Genomic DNA, 18,748 nt, shown 5'->3' on the forward strand with positions numbered 1-18,748 from the left:
TAATGTAATTGTTTTTAACCAGACCGACTGCCTTGAAGATGCAATTAATCAATTAAAATCATTACGTGACAAGACAACTTGGTTGAATGGCAATTCAAAACGTATTAGTACGATGAATAACCAAATTAGGTTCTTAAACATTAAGCGAAATAATATTCTAGATGAAGAATATAAACAACTTGCGCATCAACTTTTAGATAATAACAACGTAGTTGTGTTAGAAAATCTTGATTCTAAAGACATGCGGTCTGTCAAAAGAACTAACAAAGCTGCTAATCGTAAATTAGCTAAAGTAAAACCGTATGCATTGCAGTCTTTCATAACATCATTAGCAAATAAAACTGGTAAAACTCTAGTTAAAGTTGATGCGTACAAAACATCTCAAGTTGAATATGGTACTGAATTTGAACAAAAACACAAATTAGATGAAAAAATTGAATTATCAAATGGTGAAATAGTTCGTGGTTGGAAATCACTTACTGGCGATAATTCAATTGTAATTCGTGATCTAAACGCCGCTAAAAACATCTTAGCTTGGGGTGTGAACCCTGAAAAACACATTAAATTAAAAGACTACCCGAACCTAAAGCCAAGTAGTCTAGTATCAGTAAATTAGTAATAATATGGGCGTGACAGAACCTTGTCGTCCTTAAAGACTATAAGAATTAACCATTTGCGTATCAGTCTGAGCATGCAAAATGACTGCGATTTGGTTAATTGAGTTCCATTTTTGGAAACCACTACGCAAGTAGTGCATTGTCTAAACGTTTTGGTGAATTAGAATTACTGTTTAGTAATTAGAATCGCCGAATCCCGTGACTTTAGTCATGGGAGAGTTCAATTCTTAGGTTCTTTTGTCGCTTATTTGAGGTAGGCGCTATAAAACATATCAGCTGCCAGCAAAAGTGCACCAATAATAATGATCCATCGTAAGATCTTCTCTGGTAAGCGTCGTGCGATAATCGGTCCAACATACCCTCCGATGATAAAGCCAGCTCCCATAAAGATTGCTGCGCGCCAATCAATATGGCCAAAGAAGATGAATATTCCGGTAGCAATCAAATTGGTTAACCCCATCGTAACGTTCTTGAGGGCGTTGGCGGTTGTCAAACGAATTCCTTGTGTTGCGGAAAAGACTAACAACATGAAAATACCGCTTGCAGCCCCAAAGTATCCACCATACGCACCAATAACCAAAATTGCTAGTAAGCTCCAAAAGCTTTTTTTCACTGATGGATTGTTGTCAAGACTCCCTACAACGGCTTGTGCCTTTAAATGAGGTTGTACAATAAAGAAAATTGCGACAATTCCAATCATAAATGGCGCGATCTTTTCAAAGATTCCACTGGGAAATGCTAGCAAAAGGATACAACCGATGATGCTACCAACTGCGGCAGTCGGTAATATCCAGAGTAGATCACGCTTATTATATTTTAATTCTTGCCGTGAGGAGACGGTGGCACCTAAGCCAGAAAAGATTAAAGCGGCCGTATTCGTAACATTGGCAACAATTGGTGATAAGCCGGTTGCTAAAAGAATTGGATATGAAACTAATGAGGCCATCCCCGTCACAGTTCCCAAAATCCCTGCAACAATGCCGGCAATGAACAGTCCTCCAATAACTATCAATATTTTTTCTCCTAACTTTGGATTTGAGTTTATTTTTATATAAAATTGAAATAAGCCTAAAAATCATTTTAATATAAATGCTTTCGCGATGAAAGTAGTGAATGCATGTGCTGGCATGAGATTTTCGATTGTGACAAGACTTTTACAAACACACAAAAAAATATTCAGCTAATACGGAATGTTCATTACGGCCTTCGATATACCAAATTGATTATCATGTAAGTAAGTGACCCTAAGCTAAGCACCATGCCAAGAATTGTCCAGATAGACCGCTGCTCCCTGTGACTCGTTTTAGGAAGTAACTTGTGTCTTGACTTAGTACTTGGTTTAAAGTTGCTCACTTGCATGTCGGAATGTCTCGGTAGGATATTTTCAGGCAGAGCGGTGGTTAACTTACTGGCGGGTGTGGTCATGGCGTGCCTTGCCGAGGTAACTGGAGGCTTGCTTTCAAGACTTGGCTTTAATGGAACCTGACGATCTACCGGCTTTACAGGCTCGGCTGGTTCGCTTGGGGTTGGTTGATCTGTTTCCGGCTGATTGTTAGAATCCGGAATCACCGGTGCTGAAATAACATTCAACGTTATCCGCTGGGAATAAGTTGTTGCCGCTCCACGGACCATAAATGATATACCCATGTATCCGGGTGTAATTGCTTGATCGGTCGTCAAGGTAATCGAACCAGTCCCATCTTGATTATTTACTGATGATACCGTGATTCCGGGGAGTTGATTCCATGCCAAGTCAAGTTTAGTGATGTCGCCACGGCCATAATATTTAATAACATAATTGAGCTGAACCGGTTCATCACTCGATAAGGTTATCACTCCGGAATTAATGTTCGAGCCTAAATATTCCTTGAATTCTAGACTCGAAGGATATAATTCTTCGTTTTGCATAACTGTTGTTGAATTGCTCGTGTCTGCATAGAGTTTGTCGGTCATCAATAGTAACCCTGAGATTAAAATAAGAGCAATGGTACCAATGCACGATATATTTCTGTTTAGCATATGGTCCTTTCTTTTGCGTTTGCAGTGCCTAGACACCAACTATAAAATAGTTTAATGACCATAATCCATAAAAAAAGAACTAGCGAAACAAAATGTTCGCGAGTCCTTGATCGAGAATTTATTTTAGTTCCTTAAGGTCATTCAATAAGAAGAATAACATTTCACTTGAGACGGGATGTGTATACGTCATGTTCATTAGCGATGTATATGGTAATCCCTCGCGCATCACCAATTCGATTAAGTTAATGACTTCTTCAGCGTTATCAATGTACAAGGTTGCACCGATAACTAGCTTTGAATCAAGGTCGACGAGTACCTCCATGAAGCCAGTCTCGTCCCCCGTAATTCTGGAGCGTAAAGTATCACCAGCATCTAAATGGCCAATTCCGACATGTTTTCCAGAATGGAGTGCTTCATCTGAGGTCATCCCAATTCTGGAGAGTGGTGTATTTAGAAAAACGGTTGTGGGGAAGACGCTTTGTTCACTTTCGACGCCGATCTTGGCATCGCCGTAAATATAATCGGTGATAATTCGATTATCAGATAGTGAAATAGAGGTAAACTGTGGTCCGCCCTTTACATCGCCTTCAACAAACACATTTGGAACTGACGTTTCGAGATGGTCATTAAAATCGATTCGTCCGTCAGTTAGCTTGATGTCAGTATTGTTCAAATTTAGACGATCAATATCAGGTTTTCGACCTGTTGCAACTAGAACGGCGTCCGAGGTCACATTCAGAACTTGGCCGCTTTGCATGTTAATTGAAATATCTGCTCCACGATCGGTATCCTTAACATCAGTGACTTTGGCATCGGTTAGAATCCTGATGCCACTGGCTTCCAAATTAGCTCTAACATGATCTGCGACTGCTCTGGTTGCCGCGGGCATAAAGTTTTGTGCGTTTTCGATTAGAGTAACCTTTGAGCCGAAGTTATTATAGATCGTTGCAAATTCTAGACCAATTGCTCCTGCTCCAATGATTACCAGCTTATCGGGTAGTTCCTTCAGATTCATAATTCCGGCGCTATCAAAAACTCGTTTATTGGAAGCAAGTCCGTCGATATTAGGCATGATTGGCTTAGAGCCAGTGTTAATAATAATTCGGGTGCCCTCGTAGTCTTTGGACTCACCATTGGGAGATGTGACGCGAACTTGATGATTGCCTATAAACGAGCCAACGCCGTTGATTACCTTAGCTCCCCCATCGGCAATCATGTGATACCCAACATTTCTAAGTGTTTCAACTGTCCACTCTTTTTCAGTGATCGCATTACGATAGTTTTCTCGAGGTGATTGTCCTGGTGTTTTCTTTGACATGAAGAGGAGCTTTTTTGAGGGGATGCACCCTTCAGTAAAGCATGTCCCACCATATCTAGAACTCTCCGCTTCGATACTTAGAACTGTTTCTCCATGGCTTGTAAACGTATTTGCGAGAACTTTTGGTCCTTGCCCGAAGCCGATAAAAATATTATCATATTTTTCCAAAATAATACCCCCTGAACTAAAATGTCCATGATTGGATTGAACTACTGATTTGATTATATTCGGATGGTCCTTACGACTTGATTAAGTAACTCTTAAGAGAACCTTAGATTTGCGTACAATAATTGATGATTCTAGGCTGATAATCAAATTAATTGCAGAACGTCATCGAATAGTTTATTCAAGCGAACGTAATAACCATTCACGTTTGCCATGATAATCTTTCCCACAACCATATCAAACACGCTTTCGTAACGGTCAATGTTTCTTTGATCGCATTCTGATTCAAAGGCGGTTGATAAATCCTCAGAAATATCATCGAGTAATTCGTTAATTTTGTTTCTGGTTGCTTCCCCAGTGACAATTCGGTCTTGTAGCATCAGCAACAAAACATAAAGCTCGCATCCGCAGTTATTATGTTGTTGTCCCTCAAGCAGAAATTCAATAATTTTATAGATACGGTCTCGATTAGCGACTGTATTCTCAAGTTCCTTTTTTAATTCGTTATATTCTGCGGTTTTATCTTCAATGAAGGTATTTAGAATGTCGTCCTTACTATCAAAGTAATAATATATGTTACTTTTAGAAATATTTGCGGCATCGGCAATATGTCTAATTGACAGCGCCGAAATCCCTTTTTCGAAGATTAGATTAATTGTTGTTCGTAAAATAAGCGTCTTGGCCTCATTATATGTTTCCATTACGCCCCCTCCTTTTCGTCGATGAGTAGTTATTAAAATCGACTAACTATTTGTTCATGTTATACCATCTAATATGTCTTGCCAAATTTAATCTCTTGCGATATTAAATTTGGCATTTGGTTAACCGCTTACCTAATTGGTAAAACAAACCATCATTTCAACCAAGACCAAAAAATAAGAATGCCTTACCATTGGGCATTCTTATTTTCGCTGGTATCATCCATAATGAAAGCTATTCCTGATGGCCCACGAAATGATATTAACTAGCCTTGTTTAAAATGTACCGATTAGTTATCGGTATGTTTCTTGATGATGGCTTCTAGTGCATCCGCTGGGGTATAGCCAGTGATTCGCTCAACAATTTCGCCATCCTTTTTCACGATCAAAGTGGGAATTGCCATGATCCCCAGTTCTGAAGTAGTTTTTGGATTTTCATCAACATTTAATTTGTTGAAGCTAACATTTGGAAGGCGGTTTGAGACCTCTTCAACAACGGGCGATTGCATTTTACAAGGACCGCACCAAACTGCCCATAGATCTGTTAATGTTACACCAGTATCCGTCTTCTCTTTGAAGTTTGTATCCGTGATATCTTCTACTGCCATTTGATTCTCCTCCTTGATGAAATAATTCATTTATTATAATTTAGCCATATATAGCAAGGTTCTGATCATATTTGATGCAAAGCCATGCTCGTTGTCATACCAGGCGGCGGTCTGAACCAGCTGATGCTCGCCGGCTGTGATGACCTTGGTAAGACTTGGATCAAAGACGCCACCATGCGAGTCACCGATGATGTCAGATGAAACAATTTCATCTTCGCTGTAGCCAAACGCGTCATCCGAATATTTCTTCATCGTACTGTTGATTTCTTCTGCAGTTACCTTTTTCTTCAACGTGGTCGTTAATTCAGTAACCGATCCAGCAACAACACCTACCCGTTGGGCGTGTCCATCTAACTTTCCTTCAACTGATGGAATCACAAGCCCGATTGCTTTAGCAGCGCCGGTTGACAATGGAACAGTGTTACTAGATGCTGTTCGGTTAGCACGTGCACGAGATCCCTTTGGCCCGTCAAGGATTGCCTGTGATGCAGTGAATGCATGAATCGTGGTCATCAGACCAATTTCGATACCAAATTCCTTTTCAAGGATATCAGTCATCTTTGCTAAGGAATTAGTGGTGCAAGATCCTGCCGAGACGATTTGATCATCGGGCTTGAGGGTATCTTCATTAACACCATAAACAATTGTCGGAATGACGCCTGCTGGTGCAGAGATTAGAACCTTTTTTACGCCGGCATCCAAATGCGCCTTGGCCTTCGCTTCTGATGTGTAGAAGCCTGTCGATTCGAGGACAACTTCAACATCGTCGTTATCTGCCCATTTCAAATCAGCTGCGTTCTTTTCAGAATAGACATTGTAGTGCTTGCCATCAACAATGATGCCATCGTCGTCCGAACTGATCTCGTTTGGCAAGGTTCCGTGCGTACTGTCATATTTTAGTAAATAAGCCAACATTGCTGGATTTGTTAGATCGTTGATAGCAACGACCTCTATTTCCTCGGCAGAGTCTTGTAATTCCATGATCCTTCTGAATAAAACTCGGCCAATACGGCCAAAACCGTTAATTCCAACTTTAACTGTCATTATATTCCTCCAACTATTTACAATTCTTCGATAATCTGTTTGGTTGTGTACACTTCTTCGGATAAAAAGCCAAAGTTTGTGAGTGCGGCGTCATACGCTGCTTGTCCTGGTGCTCCAGTGGAGTCAGCAACGACATACGTATGGAATCCTTGTTCAATCAGTGCGCGTAAATGGGATTCGACACAGAGATTTGCGTTCATTCCACCTAAGATTACAGTGTCAATGCCATTTTTTCGTAATTGCAATGACAAATCATTTGATTCTGGCCCGAAGATTTTGTGAGGACTTGTGATGATGACATCATCGTCAATCAAGGCTTTAAACTCCTCGATGAAATCTGAACCAGAACCTGGAACAATCGGCTCATATTGGTCGTTTCTATGGAACATTCCACCGTCCAACATAAGCATTTCACCCTTTGCACCAAAGCGCCAATTTGAATCATGATTATAGAAATAATGCGGTGAAACAAAAATTTTATACCTTTGTTTTTTGGCCGCCTTAACAAGATCAATCATATTTTCAATGGTATGATACTTTGACAATATGTCCTCGGTCAGACCGAAAACACGCCCAGTTGGTTTTAGAAATTCAACCTGTGGATCGGTTAATACGATCGCAGTTCTTTGATTATCCATGTAGCACTCCCCTCCGATAAAATTCGGCATCTGGATGTGATGCTGACCTAAACTTATAACGAAAAGATATTTATGTAAATATTTCAAAGGGGCTTTCAGGACGCTTGTCCTATTTTGGATAAAATTTGAAATCAAGTATTTAATTGTAGAAGCACAATGCTATCAAAAAGGCGAAGCAAAAAGCTTCGCCTGTAATATCGCTATTTATGGGCCTCAATCTTGAATGTAAACCCATCCCCTAATAATATGCCAGAAGTGCGCGTTTTGATGTATGACTCGGCTTCTGACCTGGTCACATTCCCCAATACGACTTTGTCTTTAGTAAAGAAACTCCCCATCATAATTACATCAACATGCTTTCTTTTAGTCATTCTCATCACCTCGTTTTGCATCTGGCAGACCATTGAATTTGCCAGTAACAACTACTTTTCCTTTTGCCTTACCAGTCTCAACAAGTTGAGTGGCTTGTTTTATGTTTCGGGCGTTAATACCATCATCAATTACTTCTGCTACGGTTGATTGTAATTTACCACTATCAATCAGATTTGCAACGACCTTCAATGCTTCGCCCTGTGAAGCGAGTTCTATATTATGGTCTGTTTTTGTGAACATATAGTCCCAATCAAACGACACAGACAAGTTTTTTAATTTTTCCATATCGATGGGTTTATTTACCCCGACAATCGTACCAATGTGTCCCAGTGGCTTGATGATGTCAATCAATTGGTCGAAGTAATAAGTGATATCAAATAGTACGGCGATATAGTCAACCTTTTGCTGATCAATTGTTGCCAAACTTGTTGAGAGATCTTGGTGATAGTCAATTGGAAAATCAACTCCAATCTTTTTCAGCCAATCGAAATCAGCCTTAGAACCCGTTGCAAGAACAGTTAAACCGGCCCATTTCGCCAATTGATTAAAGATTGATCCAACACCGCCGGCACCATTAATGACTAAAATAGATTTATTTTGATTGACGCCCGCTGCCGGAATAACATTAAATTTCTCAAACAATAGTTCATATGAGACGAGCGCAGTTAGGGGCAAAGCCGCCGCCTCAGCATCCGATAGCGTTTTTGGTGCAATTGCCGCAATGCGTTCATCAACTAATTGGTATTCTTGGTGACTTCCATCGCGTTTGGTTGAACCGGCATAGTAAATTCGATCGCCGGTTTTAAATTTTTGGACTTGATCGCCGATCGCTTCAACAATACCAACGGCGTCATAACCGATGACTTTAGGCTGATCGAGTCGCTCGGTAACACCTTCACGAATCTTTATGTCAACGGGATTTATAGATAGCCCTGTTACCTTCACGAGTACATCATGTCCTGCTACTTCCGGGATCGGCTTCTCAAAATCCACAAAACTATTATCGTCTTCAACAGCTAACCCTTGATAAAAACCAATTGCTTTCATACTTAGACTCCTATAAAATTATATATGCTTATTATTAGTAACTGTTTATGAATATGATTTTACCCTGTTTTAATTCGAAATCTAGGGATATTTATTTCCCTAAGCCCTTTAACGGAAAATATAGTAAAATTTAATTATGGGATTGGTTTAAGGAGCAAATGGAGTATGAAAAAACAAATTTATGATTGTGTTGCGGGTTGTGAGGTTGAATCTGCAGTGCAATTGATTGCAGGCAGATGGAAAAGTGTAATTTTATATCATCTAATTTATGATGGAGATTTACGCTATAGCGAATTGCAACGCCTTTTTCCAGGGATCGAGCGACGAACTTTGTCATTGCAACTTCGTGGCATGGAAGACGATCGTTTGATTCAAAAAGTTACCAATTCGCTTGAAGAGAACGTTTCACGTTATCAAATCACCGAATTTGGATTACAAGCAAAACCGGCAATTATTGCCTTATATCAAATGGGTCGAAACTTTAATGAAGAGAACCAAGGCAAGTATCCGGTTGCCGATCTAGAAAGTTATTAATAGAAAAGGCACTTCTTCAAATCGAAGAAGTGCCTTTTCTATTAACATAATTTATTTTTTAGAATATGACTGCTTAGTAAAGATGGCTGCCAAAATCAAAATCGTTCCTGGGATAATCAGGAAGAAACTGAAAATGATTGGCGATAGGAATCCAACAATGCTTAGAATAAAACCTAATTTCTTGTCGAATTCTAGTTTTGTCGTAATCAGAATATATAAACTGAAAACAAACCCAATAATGCTGAGCATACTAACAACTGACCAATACATCGTTCCGGTGAAGGAAGATAGATGGTAAATGTTTAACCATGAGATTTGATCAATGGTGTTGTAGATTACACTTGCAACAAATCCGACGATGTATACGAATGCTTGGATAATGTTCAAGCTAAAAACTAATTTTGAATATTTCAAATTCATTATAATATTTCCTCTAATTTAATTTAATTTAATTGCGGCAAGTCGAGTGCCACCGACGTTAACGACTAGATAATTCGAGCCGTCGCCTTCAGAATATGTGTAAGAATTATCGTAAAGCAAATCACCAGTTACTGACTCGCCAGGTTTGATACTTCCATCTGAGAGATAGGAAAATTTATTAGAACCCAGATTGTCGGCAGCTAGACTAGAATATATGCCACCCATGACACTATCGGAGTTTCCATTGGCAACTTCAAAATTGTCATCTGAATACGAAATTGGCCCACTCGACGTATTGGTGATTGTTACATTAATTGCAATATAATCTTTGTCTGTATTTTTTACAGAATTAACTTTAATGGTCTCATTACCAACCGAAACAGTATCGTCTTGCGTATATTGCGTGAGATCGGCGACTGTTAATGTGTCTGTACTACTTGTTGAATCAAGATAACTGCTATCATCACTCGAATCGACCGAACTGCTACTGTCAGAATTCATAGTTTGAATTGTATCGTCAAACGATTTAAACACCTGTCCAATAAGCGAGACATTCAATGCAAGGATCGAAATAAAGATAGTTACGAGCGACAAAATATGTTTTGCCTTGAAATTTAAGATTAAGCCAATCACGGCCATGATCAGTCCGGAACCAACTAAAATGAATCCTTGAAGCTCTGTAAAGTCAAAAAAACTCAGAATCATTCCAACGAAGATGACGCCCATCGCAGTAATTGGTAGCCAAATGTATTTCTCTTTTCTCATAAAAAACTCCTATTTGCCGTCAAGATTTTCATCATCTGAATTAGCTTGTTGGACTTCATAAACCTTGATAACCTCGGTTTGACGTACGACAACTTTTGTTGGCATAAGTGTGAATATGAAGATAACGAAGCTACCAAAGATACCGACATATGGAATTAAACCAAGGAAAATAAAAGCCCAATGGAAACCACCATCACGTAGTCGCCGGATTGTAATTGAGAGATTGGGAATTATAAGTGCGATAAGAAATAAGCCAAGAATCACAATGGCAATGATGCTAGGAATTGGTGCTGATGATTCTGAAAATGAACCAGTAACAAGCGCACCACCAAGCATTGCGGCGACTAACAATGCAATGATAATTGCATTCCATAAATACGCATACCAATATTGACTACGGGAAGCCGTCCCCGTGAAGTTCACGTAATTTTTCCAAAAATCTGCATAATATTCAAACATATATACCCATACCCCTTTTCTCGTTCATCCTCTTTAAGCATAACAAGTTGAAAATATACCCAATTTATTTTCAACCCAGGCAGAATGATTATTAGACGCTTCAGTTAAACATCAGTTTTGCAAGCAATCTGTATTTTATGCCTTGATTAAGATATCACATGGTTTCACAAATTGCAATGATTTTCCATGTATACGGATTTCTTATTTTTGCAATGCAATGGCATTATCTTAGCTGGCTCATAGTCACTATATTATAATCATTTGGCATTTGTCATAGTGTTGCCTTGTGAAGAATGTTTGAAAATGATAGATGTCTGATTAAAGTAAGGGCTTGTTTTTCAGGGATTTATAAATAACCACAAAGAATGTTGTCCTTCCTGTGGCTATTTTTATATCAAGAGCTGTTACTAAGTGTAGACAAGAATACGGGCGTTTTTCGCATAATTTATCAAAAATAAAAGACCAAAAAGATAAGTTCCTTTGGTCTTTGACTCATTTTAAATGAATAGGTAGTGTTTACTTTAAGAGACAACTCTTCGAACCGTGCCTGGTTCAAAAAGGCCCTGCCACGTCAATGTTTTTGAGGTCTTTTTGTTAATGACCTGATTTAATCTGCTTATGGCAACTCCATTAGTTGAGCTTGCATCATGTAAAATAAAGCCATCCCCTAAGTAGATTGCAACGTGTTGTCGATCCTCGCTGTAACCATCAGGTGTGACTAAGAGATCGCCACGTTGCATATTATCCCAAGTAACGGCATCGCCAACCTGAGCCAGCAAGGTAGTTGATGCAGCATATTGATAAACAAGCGGTTGACCGGCCTTACGATAGGCCCAGGCGACGAAAGAAGAACAATCAAACTGATGTTTCTCGACTTCACTATCCGTGCGTCCACCACCGTAGACGTATGGACTCTTATCGACAAGTTTCATCCCAATCGAGATGGCATCTTCGATCACTTGTGAATCTGAAGTGAGATCTTTGCTGACTGCTTGGTAAGCTTTGGCAGGATCATCATAGCCCTTTTCGGTGAAATAATAGTAATAACCGTCAATCTTCTTTAAGCCGTATTCCATAACGCCAGTCTTCTTATTAAAGTAATACTGTTTGCCACTTAACTCTTGTAAGCCATATAACTTTTGCTTTGTTTTAGTCGATGTCAAATAGGTCTTGCTCCCCGTAGTTTCAAGCTTCAATGTTTGATTCTCGAAATACTGGGTTTTATTACTAGCAATGCTCTCCGTCTGCTTATCTTTAAAAAAGAAAACAGCTCCAATCACGATCATACATAGTAATACGAAGGTGATAATTCGTCGCACCGGCTTCTTTTTTCGTTTATTACTGCGCATTTTGCCCCCTCATGCGTATGTTAATTTCTTAATTTCATTAGTTTAGCAGTTTAGCATTTAATGGTTCTTAAATTAATGGCATAAACGTGTTTTGGCTAATAAAATTTCTACTATATTTTACATTAACATAAATGCATACAGTGCACTAGGTAAAATAAATATGAAACAGTATTACATAACTGCATTCTCATTAAAATCGGCTAGCTGAAACTGGTTAATCCGTCACGGCTCTTCAATTGTAAAAAGCACGAGGTCAAAGACCGCGCGCTTTTATAATGTTATTAATGATTTTTACTAGGTGCAAAAATTTCTTCCGGCGCTGCGACTTGATTATCTTTCAACCAAGCCGTAATTTGAGCAGCCAAATCCAAAACTATCATTGGAGCTACATGCATTTGAGCATCGCTGATGTTATTGACATGAACGCCACTCACGATAAATGCATTATTTTGTAAATGGCTAGCAATTTTGTGGCCTAATAATTCTGTGAGGAGCCCCTCTTGATGAAAATGTTCTGGTCTTGATGGAAGTGCAATTGTTTGTAACTTCCCATATTTATCAACGGTAGTCACAACACCGTAGTGCATAACATCACCACCGATTAATTGAATCAACAGATCTTGTGCTTGACGTTCGACAACCGCCTTAATCGAATAGCCTTCTTTTGTTACCGTAAATTCGATCATTGAGTATTACCTCGCAATGAATTCTTTGTTTCTCGAAGGCCTTCCCAACGAGGGCTTAATTCATTAGAAATATCTAAGTGGTCTAAGATCTTCATAGTAGTATGGCTAACGATATCTTGAATTGTCTTTGGCCGATTATAGAAAGCTGGAATGGGTGGAATTACTTCGACGCCCATCTTGGACAATTTCAACATATTTTCGAGATGAATTTGATTGAACGGTGATTCTCTAGGTACAATAATCAACTTTCTTCGTTCCTTCATGGTTACATCAGCTGCCCGACCTATTAGTGAGTCACCAAGTCCTGTTGCAATAGCAGCTAGCGACTTCATGCTTGCTGGTATAACAACCATTCCATCATGCTTAAAGGACCCTGAGGCTATCAAAGCCCCCATATCACGAGCATCATATATGAAGTCAGCTAAGTGCCCAATGTCCTGCATTGAGTAACCGGTCTCTTCGACCGCAAGATTCTCCTTGGCCCAGGGACTGATGACAAGGTGTGTTTCAACATCCTTAGCATTATGCAGTTCCTTGAGCAAATCCAAGGCATAAATTGTACCTGAAGCACCGGTAATACCGATTACAATTTTTTTCATAGTGACCTTCTACCGTAAATACTTTTGCCAATCAGAGACCGGCATGAACTCGGCTCTTTCGAAGTGCTCTTTTAAGGCGAATGGAATCGTACCATCCAGAACAGTTTTTGATGACATTCCTTGAAAGGCAATCTTACCTGGATCATATGCTGGTGATTCAGATGGATCTAGAGGATGATTGCGCATTTGATCTAAGACCATAATATCGCGATCACCTTGGAAACGGGTGTTGATTGACCACATAACATCGTTCCAATCAAAGATATCGACATCTTCTGAAACGAGAATAACCGTCTTCAATTCCTTGAAAGCTCCAAAGGCAAGGATTGCAGCTTGTCTTTGGATACCTTCATCAGAAGGTACATGCTTTTTAATTTGCATAATTGTCATGTATTTTCCACCACCTGCAGGTGGATTGTAAACATTCAATACATTTCCTGGAATTGCTTTATCGACCATGTTCAAAATGGAAGCCTCAGTTGAAATGCCGGCCATTGACACATGTTCTTCCGATGGGCCGATTGTTGTTTGGACGATTGGATTGTCCTGACGATGAGTGATTGCTTTTACCTTCATCACATTAACATGTGGGTTTGCAGTTCCGTTATAACCAGGGAACTCTGGCATTGCATGGCCAGTATTGGTATTAACATCTTCTTGCATATAAGTCTTTGGTAGAATCTCAGCTTCGATGATCCATTCCGCACGTGCAATCCCTTTTTCTGGAATCGTAATTCCATCAACTAATTGAACTGCCTCTCCACGCATTGCTCCGGCCACACCAAGCTCATCGTACCCCAATGGCGTTGTTGGTGCTTCGAAAGTTACGCCAAGTGGAATAACTGGGTCAAGACCAATGTTGATTGTTACGGGCATTGGTTGATCTAACTCTTCAAATTCGCCTAAAAAGGCACCGATATGCCGTCCACCAGGTTGGATAAAGACCCCGATGGTATCTTCGTCTTCTAGCACCATTCTGTGAATGGTTGCATCGTGTTTTGTTTGCTCAGGATTTGAACCATAGACAACCCCCATTGTGATATAGGGACCGGCATCCTGCTCCGTGTTCGTTGGTGCTGCCAAAATTTTTCGAATATCGAAACCTTCATCAGTTGCTAGATGAACAACCTCTTGCGCAGGTGCTTGTTCACGTGTAACAACGACTGGGGCAATCGGATGTTCAACAGATTGCGACCAGAAGCGACCAAGCGTCTTCCAATCCTGATGCAAAAGAGCACCAACGCGCTTACGGCTAGCTAATAGTCCAATTAACACTCGACTACCAGGATATCCTTTGACATTATTAAACATCATTGCGGGACCTTCATTAGTTGGTCGTTGGACAGTTCCACCTGCACCGATATAACGGTAAACTCCAGAAAGTTCTGCATTTGGATCAACTTCAAGGTCAGTCTCATGATATTGGCCGGGAAGCTCTTTAAGCTCATCTAAGGCCCGGCGTAAGTCGTAAAATTGTTCAGTCATCTTTTTTCCTCCAAATTAGTACTTGGAGTTATTATCAAATTAATCACGGCACAGAACAATTCAACTATTACATAAATCTATTCCGGAATGGAATGTTGTAAATAATCCCAGAATAAATCTGAGGCGGCAGTATTATGTTCCTTGTTTCTCACAAAGCCCAACACAGAGGAGATGTTTTCCGCAATTGGAACTAGTTCAACATTGGCATTGGCTTCTGATTGTGCAACCTTCTCCATCATCAATGAGACACCACTTGATCGACTAACCATTTCCATGATTAAGTTGGGGCGTTTACCCTCATAGTTAATTTGGGGATTAATCCCGACCTGCTTAATCAACTTTTTAATTGGCTGCAGGAGTTGAGTATCATCATCCAATAGTAGCCATTTTTCAGTCGCTAAATCAGCTAAATTGATTTTTTTGAATTTTGTTAGCGCATGGCCTCGTGGTAACACCGCAACAAAACGATCCTCTTCACTAGGGATGACAGCATATTCTGGAGAAAGTTCTTTAAACATCCGCGTAAAAATGATATCTGTTTCGCCCTTGATAGAATCGAGTAAATTTACCGCTTCATCTTCGGTAAGATTAAGATTGATCTCCTCATCCTGTTCGCTTTGAAATTGAGTAATTAGATTTAAAGCACGATAGTTCATAATTGAAGGAATTGTTTTAATTAATAACTGATGATTCTTGGTCCGCTCGGTTCGGGCCAAAGCACTGTTTAGTTCAGCCGAGAGATTAGTAATTTGTTGCGCATACCCTAGAACTAGCTCGCCATCAGTTGTTAAATCGATTTTGCGGTGCTCACGTTTAAACAAAGTGACGCCTAATTCTTTTTCAAGGGAAAGAATTTGTTTGGAAATATTACCTTGAGTCGTAAACAGATTTTCTGCCGTCTCCGTATAGCTCAATGTATGTGACAGATCAATAAACGTGTTTAATTTATTTAATTCCATGATTTTGCCCTCGTTCAGTTTGAATTATTCCAATCCAGAATATATTCTACCATTTTTAGAATTGTTTGCTAATTTGTCGCGTGGTTACAATGTTGGTTAGAAATAATTTGATACGGGAGTTTTATTTATGCCAACAGGAATAATTATTAATGCACTTTCGGTTGTCTTTGGTGGTATCTTTGGTACACTAGGTGGCCGATATTTGTCTGAGGACTTTAAGGATCAATTGAATATGATCTTTGGTGCTGCATCAATGACGATGGCCATTATCGCAATTGCCCCAACAAAGGACATGCCAGTTGTGATTTTTGCGGTTATTATTGGTACAGCAATTGGTTTAGTTCTTCACTTAGGTGAGTGGATCAATCGAGCAGGACAAGCAATGCAACACTTCATCAGACGTTTCATCAATGTTCAGGCAGGAATGTCAGAAACTGATTTTAATGCAACTCTGTTAACAATTATTGTGTTATTTACAGCTTCTGGTACGGGAATCTACGGTTCATTGGTTAACGGAATGACTGGAGATCCAACGATTTTGATTTCAAAGTCAATCTTGGACTTTTTCACAGCAGCAATCTTTGCTGCAAATCTTGGTTATGTAGTATCACTAATCGCTGTACCACAATTCATTATCTTCATGGTTCTATATGTCTTTGCACAGTATATTTATCCTCTTACAACTCCAGCCATGATCATTGACTTTAAGGCAGTTGGTGGAATTCTAATGCTTGCAACTGGATTTAGAATGATTAAGGTTAAGATGTTTCCAACGGGTGATATGATCCCCGCTATGATCATATCAATGCCCCTAACTTGGTTATGGGTTAGTGTAATCCAGCCATTGATTGCTCACTAAGCTAATTTAAAAAAGCATTCCGGTTTAGCCGGAATGCTTTTTTAATCCAAATATTTCCGCATATTCTCAAGTACAACTTGATAGCCAACTGGTAACATGTGTGCACCATCAAAGGTATAGGCCTTTTTTAGATTACCAGTAGCGTCAGTTAGACCAGCATTGACATTGATATACTGATAATTGAATTGTTGCGCTAAAACTTTAACCTGCGCATTCGCGTTCTCTAACAAAGCATTGGAACGATGTTCATAAAATTTGTGATGTTCCTTCCGCTCCTCGCCAAAATCATCAACCGTGTTGATTGGATAATAAGCCATTAAGAAGACTTCAGTTTGGGGTAGCCGCGTTTGGATTGCCCTTAGAATCTTTGCATAATTGGCCAGATATACATTTTCGGGAACATTGAAGCCAATATCATTTGAACCGATATTTAAGAAAATCTTACTAGGCTCCAGTTCGAAAATCAAAGTATCTAAATGCGCCAGTAGATCTGCCGTCGTTGTTGCACGGACGCCACGGTTATAAATGAGCTTTTTCAAACCTAAGGCTTGTTCTTGTTGCATCTTCTCAATCGGAAATATTTCCATTAAAGACGATCCCACAAAGACGATTTGTCCTTTTTTAACATTTTGATTCTCTGATTGATACTTTGCACGAATATGGTCTTGGAATTCTACGATTCGAGGATCTAAATTCGTTAATTGGGTAGTTTGCTCTGTCATATCTATCTCCAAATTAACATTTATTTTATTGATGAATATCATAGAATAATTTAGTTAGCTTGTCAACTATTGAACTAAATAGATTAACAAAAGAAGCGAGCTGTCATTAATAACAGCTCGCCTCTTTTTATTAATTGAAGTATTCGATGGCAAAATTACGATAAATGTCGATATATTGTAAATAATCATCAATCAGCACGAATTCATCAACTTGATGCGCGGTTTCGTTACCAGGCCCCATGATGATGACTTCAAGCTTAGGATTACGTTCAACGAACTTAGCTGCATCTGTTCCACCCGTTGCGCCGACGACTAGACTATCTTCTCCCCAAGTCTCATGATGTAGCTTGCGTGCAAGGTTTGCCAACGGTGAATCCACACTTGTATAAACAGGGATGATACTACCAGTTATTTGCAACGTCAAATTAGCACCCTTTGCATTTAGGTCATCGATGATTGCTTGCAGATCGCTTGCAATTTGCTCATTTGAATATTCAGGAATTGTTCTGATCTTGGCTGTTAGGCTAGCTGATCCAGGGACTGTATTAGGCTGTTCGCCACCAGCAATCATTGTGTTGACAGGAACGATTCGTCCTAGGATGTCGTTAGAATACTCTTTCAAGGTGGTAAAGTATGCTTGTTGAGCATTATAATACGTCAGCAATTGATCGATTGCGTTAATGCCTAACTCGGGCATTGAACTATGGGCGGTTTTCCCCTTAGCTATTACCGTATAATTCAAGGAACCTTTGTGTGCCGAATAAATTGCATGACGTCCAAATTCCCTTGGATTTGGCTGGGCAATTGGCATAATACCACTTGCAGCCAATTGAGTAATCATTGCGATATTATTGGTGGTAGATGGTTCGCCGACAACTAGTGCTTCAACATCATCAACAAAGCCTTCGTCGGCTAGTTGAATTGATCCCAGCATGCCGATTTCTTCTCCAACTGTTGCAAGAAAACGAACGTGTTTGTTAAAGTTCGGATCATCGTTTAGTTCAATTAATGCAATTGCTTGTGCTGCCAAACCACTCTTCATATCAGAAGTGCCTCGCCCGAATAATCGCCCGTCCTTTTCGATTGCTTTGAAGGCCTGCCCCGCTGTCTGTTGCCAGGCAGTTAAATCACCCGATGAAACAACGTCTTCATGACCTGTGAACGCTAGAACAGGTGTACTCGTAGGATTAATATCAACAACCAAGTTAGCGCGATTATCTGATTGGCCGACTTTTTTGATCTGGCTCGGATCAATTCCGTGTTTGATAAAAATATCAGCCAAATAATCAGCCACAAGCTTTTCGTCATCATTGATGGTGTTTAATTCAATTAAATCCTTAAGGATATTTAACTTCTCTTCTTTGTTCATTAGTATTCTCCAGATA

Annotated in this window: 21 protein-coding genes and 1 pseudogene; 3 read left to right on the forward strand and 19 right to left on the reverse strand. The window is 39.6% G+C overall.

What is annotated here, in order from left to right:
* Positions 1 to 616, forward strand: a pseudogene (locus tag ESZ50_RS00035) (IS200/IS605 family element transposase accessory protein TnpB); the annotation flags it as partial.
* A gap of 245 nt (positions 617 to 861) precedes the next feature.
* Here the strand turns inward: ESZ50_RS00035 and ESZ50_RS00040 are convergent.
* The 9 genes from ESZ50_RS00040 to ESZ50_RS00075 form a co-directional block, all read right to left on the reverse strand.
* A complete protein-coding gene (locus tag ESZ50_RS00040; protein WP_187387482.1) occupies positions 862 to 1,629 on the reverse strand; it encodes a sulfite exporter TauE/SafE family protein in 768 nt (255 codons plus the stop codon).
* Between the two features lie 185 nt (positions 1,630 to 1,814).
* On the reverse strand, positions 1,815 to 2,570 hold the full coding sequence (locus ESZ50_RS00045) for a superantigen-like protein SSL4 (protein ID WP_148621546.1): 756 nt from the start codon (positions 2,568 to 2,570) through the stop codon (positions 1,815 to 1,817).
* A gap of 184 nt (positions 2,571 to 2,754) precedes the next feature.
* Positions 2,755 to 4,122, reverse strand: a complete 1,368-nt coding sequence (locus ESZ50_RS00050) for an FAD-dependent oxidoreductase (protein ID WP_187387483.1) — start codon at positions 4,120 to 4,122, stop codon at positions 2,755 to 2,757.
* A 143-nt stretch (positions 4,123 to 4,265) separates the two neighbouring features.
* Positions 4,266 to 4,820, reverse strand: coding sequence for a TetR/AcrR family transcriptional regulator (locus tag ESZ50_RS00055; RefSeq protein WP_148621548.1), 555 nt, complete (start codon positions 4,818 to 4,820; stop codon positions 4,266 to 4,268).
* 287 nt (positions 4,821 to 5,107) lie between these two features.
* Positions 5,108 to 5,425, reverse strand: coding sequence for a thioredoxin (trxA, locus tag ESZ50_RS00060; RefSeq protein WP_148621549.1), 318 nt, complete (start codon positions 5,423 to 5,425; stop codon positions 5,108 to 5,110).
* Between the two features lie 33 nt (positions 5,426 to 5,458).
* Positions 5,459 to 6,469, reverse strand: coding sequence for a type I glyceraldehyde-3-phosphate dehydrogenase (gene gap, locus ESZ50_RS00065; RefSeq protein ID WP_148621550.1), 1,011 nt, complete (start codon positions 6,467 to 6,469; stop codon positions 5,459 to 5,461).
* 17 nt (positions 6,470 to 6,486) lie between these two features.
* The gene (locus tag ESZ50_RS00070) at positions 6,487 to 7,107 is read right to left on the reverse strand and encodes a cysteine hydrolase family protein (protein WP_148621551.1); all 621 of its coding nucleotides are present in this window, start codon (positions 7,105 to 7,107) and stop codon (positions 6,487 to 6,489) included.
* A gap of 200 nt (positions 7,108 to 7,307) precedes the next feature.
* Positions 7,308 to 7,478 (reverse strand): hypothetical protein, encoded by a 171-nt coding sequence (locus ESZ50_RS11535; RefSeq protein WP_187387484.1) that lies wholly within the window; start codon positions 7,476 to 7,478, stop codon positions 7,308 to 7,310.
* On the reverse strand, positions 7,471 to 8,526 hold the full coding sequence (locus ESZ50_RS00075) for a zinc-binding alcohol dehydrogenase family protein (protein WP_148621552.1): 1,056 nt from the start codon (positions 8,524 to 8,526) through the stop codon (positions 7,471 to 7,473). Before ESZ50_RS00075 ends, ESZ50_RS11535 begins: the two co-directional genes overlap by 8 nt.
* A gap of 165 nt (positions 8,527 to 8,691) precedes the next feature.
* Here ESZ50_RS00075 and ESZ50_RS00080 point away from each other — a divergent pair, with 165 nt between their 5' ends.
* The gene (locus ESZ50_RS00080) at positions 8,692 to 9,060 is read left to right on the forward strand and encodes a winged helix-turn-helix transcriptional regulator (protein ID WP_148621553.1); all 369 of its coding nucleotides are present in this window, start codon (positions 8,692 to 8,694) and stop codon (positions 9,058 to 9,060) included.
* 51 nt (positions 9,061 to 9,111) lie between these two features.
* Here the strand turns inward: ESZ50_RS00080 and ESZ50_RS00085 are convergent, their stop codons facing one another.
* The 8 genes from ESZ50_RS00085 to ESZ50_RS00120 form a co-directional block, all read right to left on the reverse strand.
* Positions 9,112 to 9,480: a hypothetical protein gene (locus tag ESZ50_RS00085; RefSeq protein ID WP_148621554.1), complete on the reverse strand. Its 369-nt coding sequence runs from the start codon at positions 9,478 to 9,480 to the stop codon at positions 9,112 to 9,114.
* An 18-nt stretch (positions 9,481 to 9,498) separates the two neighbouring features.
* A complete protein-coding gene (locus ESZ50_RS00090; RefSeq protein WP_148621555.1) occupies positions 9,499 to 10,245 on the reverse strand; it encodes a DUF4352 domain-containing protein in 747 nt (248 codons plus the stop codon).
* 9 nt (positions 10,246 to 10,254) lie between these two features.
* Positions 10,255 to 10,704 (reverse strand): DUF805 domain-containing protein, encoded by a 450-nt coding sequence (locus ESZ50_RS00095; RefSeq protein WP_148621556.1) that lies wholly within the window; start codon positions 10,702 to 10,704, stop codon positions 10,255 to 10,257.
* Positions 10,705 to 11,225: 521 nt separating this feature from the next.
* Positions 11,226 to 12,053 carry a C40 family peptidase gene (locus ESZ50_RS00100; RefSeq protein WP_148621557.1) on the reverse strand — a complete coding sequence of 276 codons (828 nt, stop codon included), beginning with the start codon at positions 12,051 to 12,053 and terminating at the stop codon, positions 11,226 to 11,228.
* 281 nt (positions 12,054 to 12,334) lie between these two features.
* Entirely contained in the window at positions 12,335 to 12,739 is a 405-nt protein-coding gene (gene lpdD / locus ESZ50_RS00105) for a prenylated flavin chaperone LpdD (RefSeq protein ID WP_148621558.1), read from the reverse strand.
* Positions 12,736 to 13,338, reverse strand: coding sequence for a UbiX family flavin prenyltransferase (locus tag ESZ50_RS00110; protein ID WP_148621559.1), 603 nt, complete (start codon positions 13,336 to 13,338; stop codon positions 12,736 to 12,738). Before ESZ50_RS00110 ends, lpdD begins: the two co-directional genes overlap by 4 nt.
* Positions 13,339 to 13,347: 9 nt before the next feature.
* Positions 13,348 to 14,823, reverse strand: a complete 1,476-nt coding sequence (locus ESZ50_RS00115) for a UbiD family decarboxylase (protein ID WP_148621560.1) — start codon at positions 14,821 to 14,823, stop codon at positions 13,348 to 13,350.
* A gap of 77 nt (positions 14,824 to 14,900) precedes the next feature.
* Complete coding sequence (locus ESZ50_RS00120; RefSeq protein WP_148621561.1) at positions 14,901 to 15,782, reverse strand: LysR family transcriptional regulator; 882 nt, start codon at positions 15,780 to 15,782, stop codon at positions 14,901 to 14,903.
* Between the two features lie 127 nt (positions 15,783 to 15,909).
* Here ESZ50_RS00120 and ESZ50_RS00125 point away from each other — a divergent pair, with 127 nt between their 5' ends.
* The gene (locus tag ESZ50_RS00125; RefSeq protein ID WP_148621562.1) at positions 15,910 to 16,641 is read left to right on the forward strand and encodes a DUF554 domain-containing protein; all 732 of its coding nucleotides are present in this window, start codon (positions 15,910 to 15,912) and stop codon (positions 16,639 to 16,641) included.
* A gap of 41 nt (positions 16,642 to 16,682) precedes the next feature.
* On the opposite strand, the gene ESZ50_RS00130 is transcribed toward ESZ50_RS00125, so the two are convergent.
* Positions 16,683 to 17,363 (reverse strand): GDSL-type esterase/lipase family protein, encoded by a 681-nt coding sequence (locus tag ESZ50_RS00130; protein ID WP_148621563.1) that lies wholly within the window; start codon positions 17,361 to 17,363, stop codon positions 16,683 to 16,685.
* Positions 17,364 to 17,493: 130 nt separating this feature from the next.
* Positions 17,494 to 18,732 (reverse strand): M20/M25/M40 family metallo-hydrolase, encoded by a 1,239-nt coding sequence (locus tag ESZ50_RS00135; RefSeq protein WP_148621564.1) that lies wholly within the window; start codon positions 18,730 to 18,732, stop codon positions 17,494 to 17,496.
* Between the last annotated feature and the right edge of the window lie 16 nt (positions 18,733 to 18,748).

The organism is Weissella muntiaci (genome assembly GCF_008107635.1).
Classification (GTDB): domain Bacteria; phylum Bacillota; class Bacilli; order Lactobacillales; family Lactobacillaceae; genus Weissella; species Weissella muntiaci.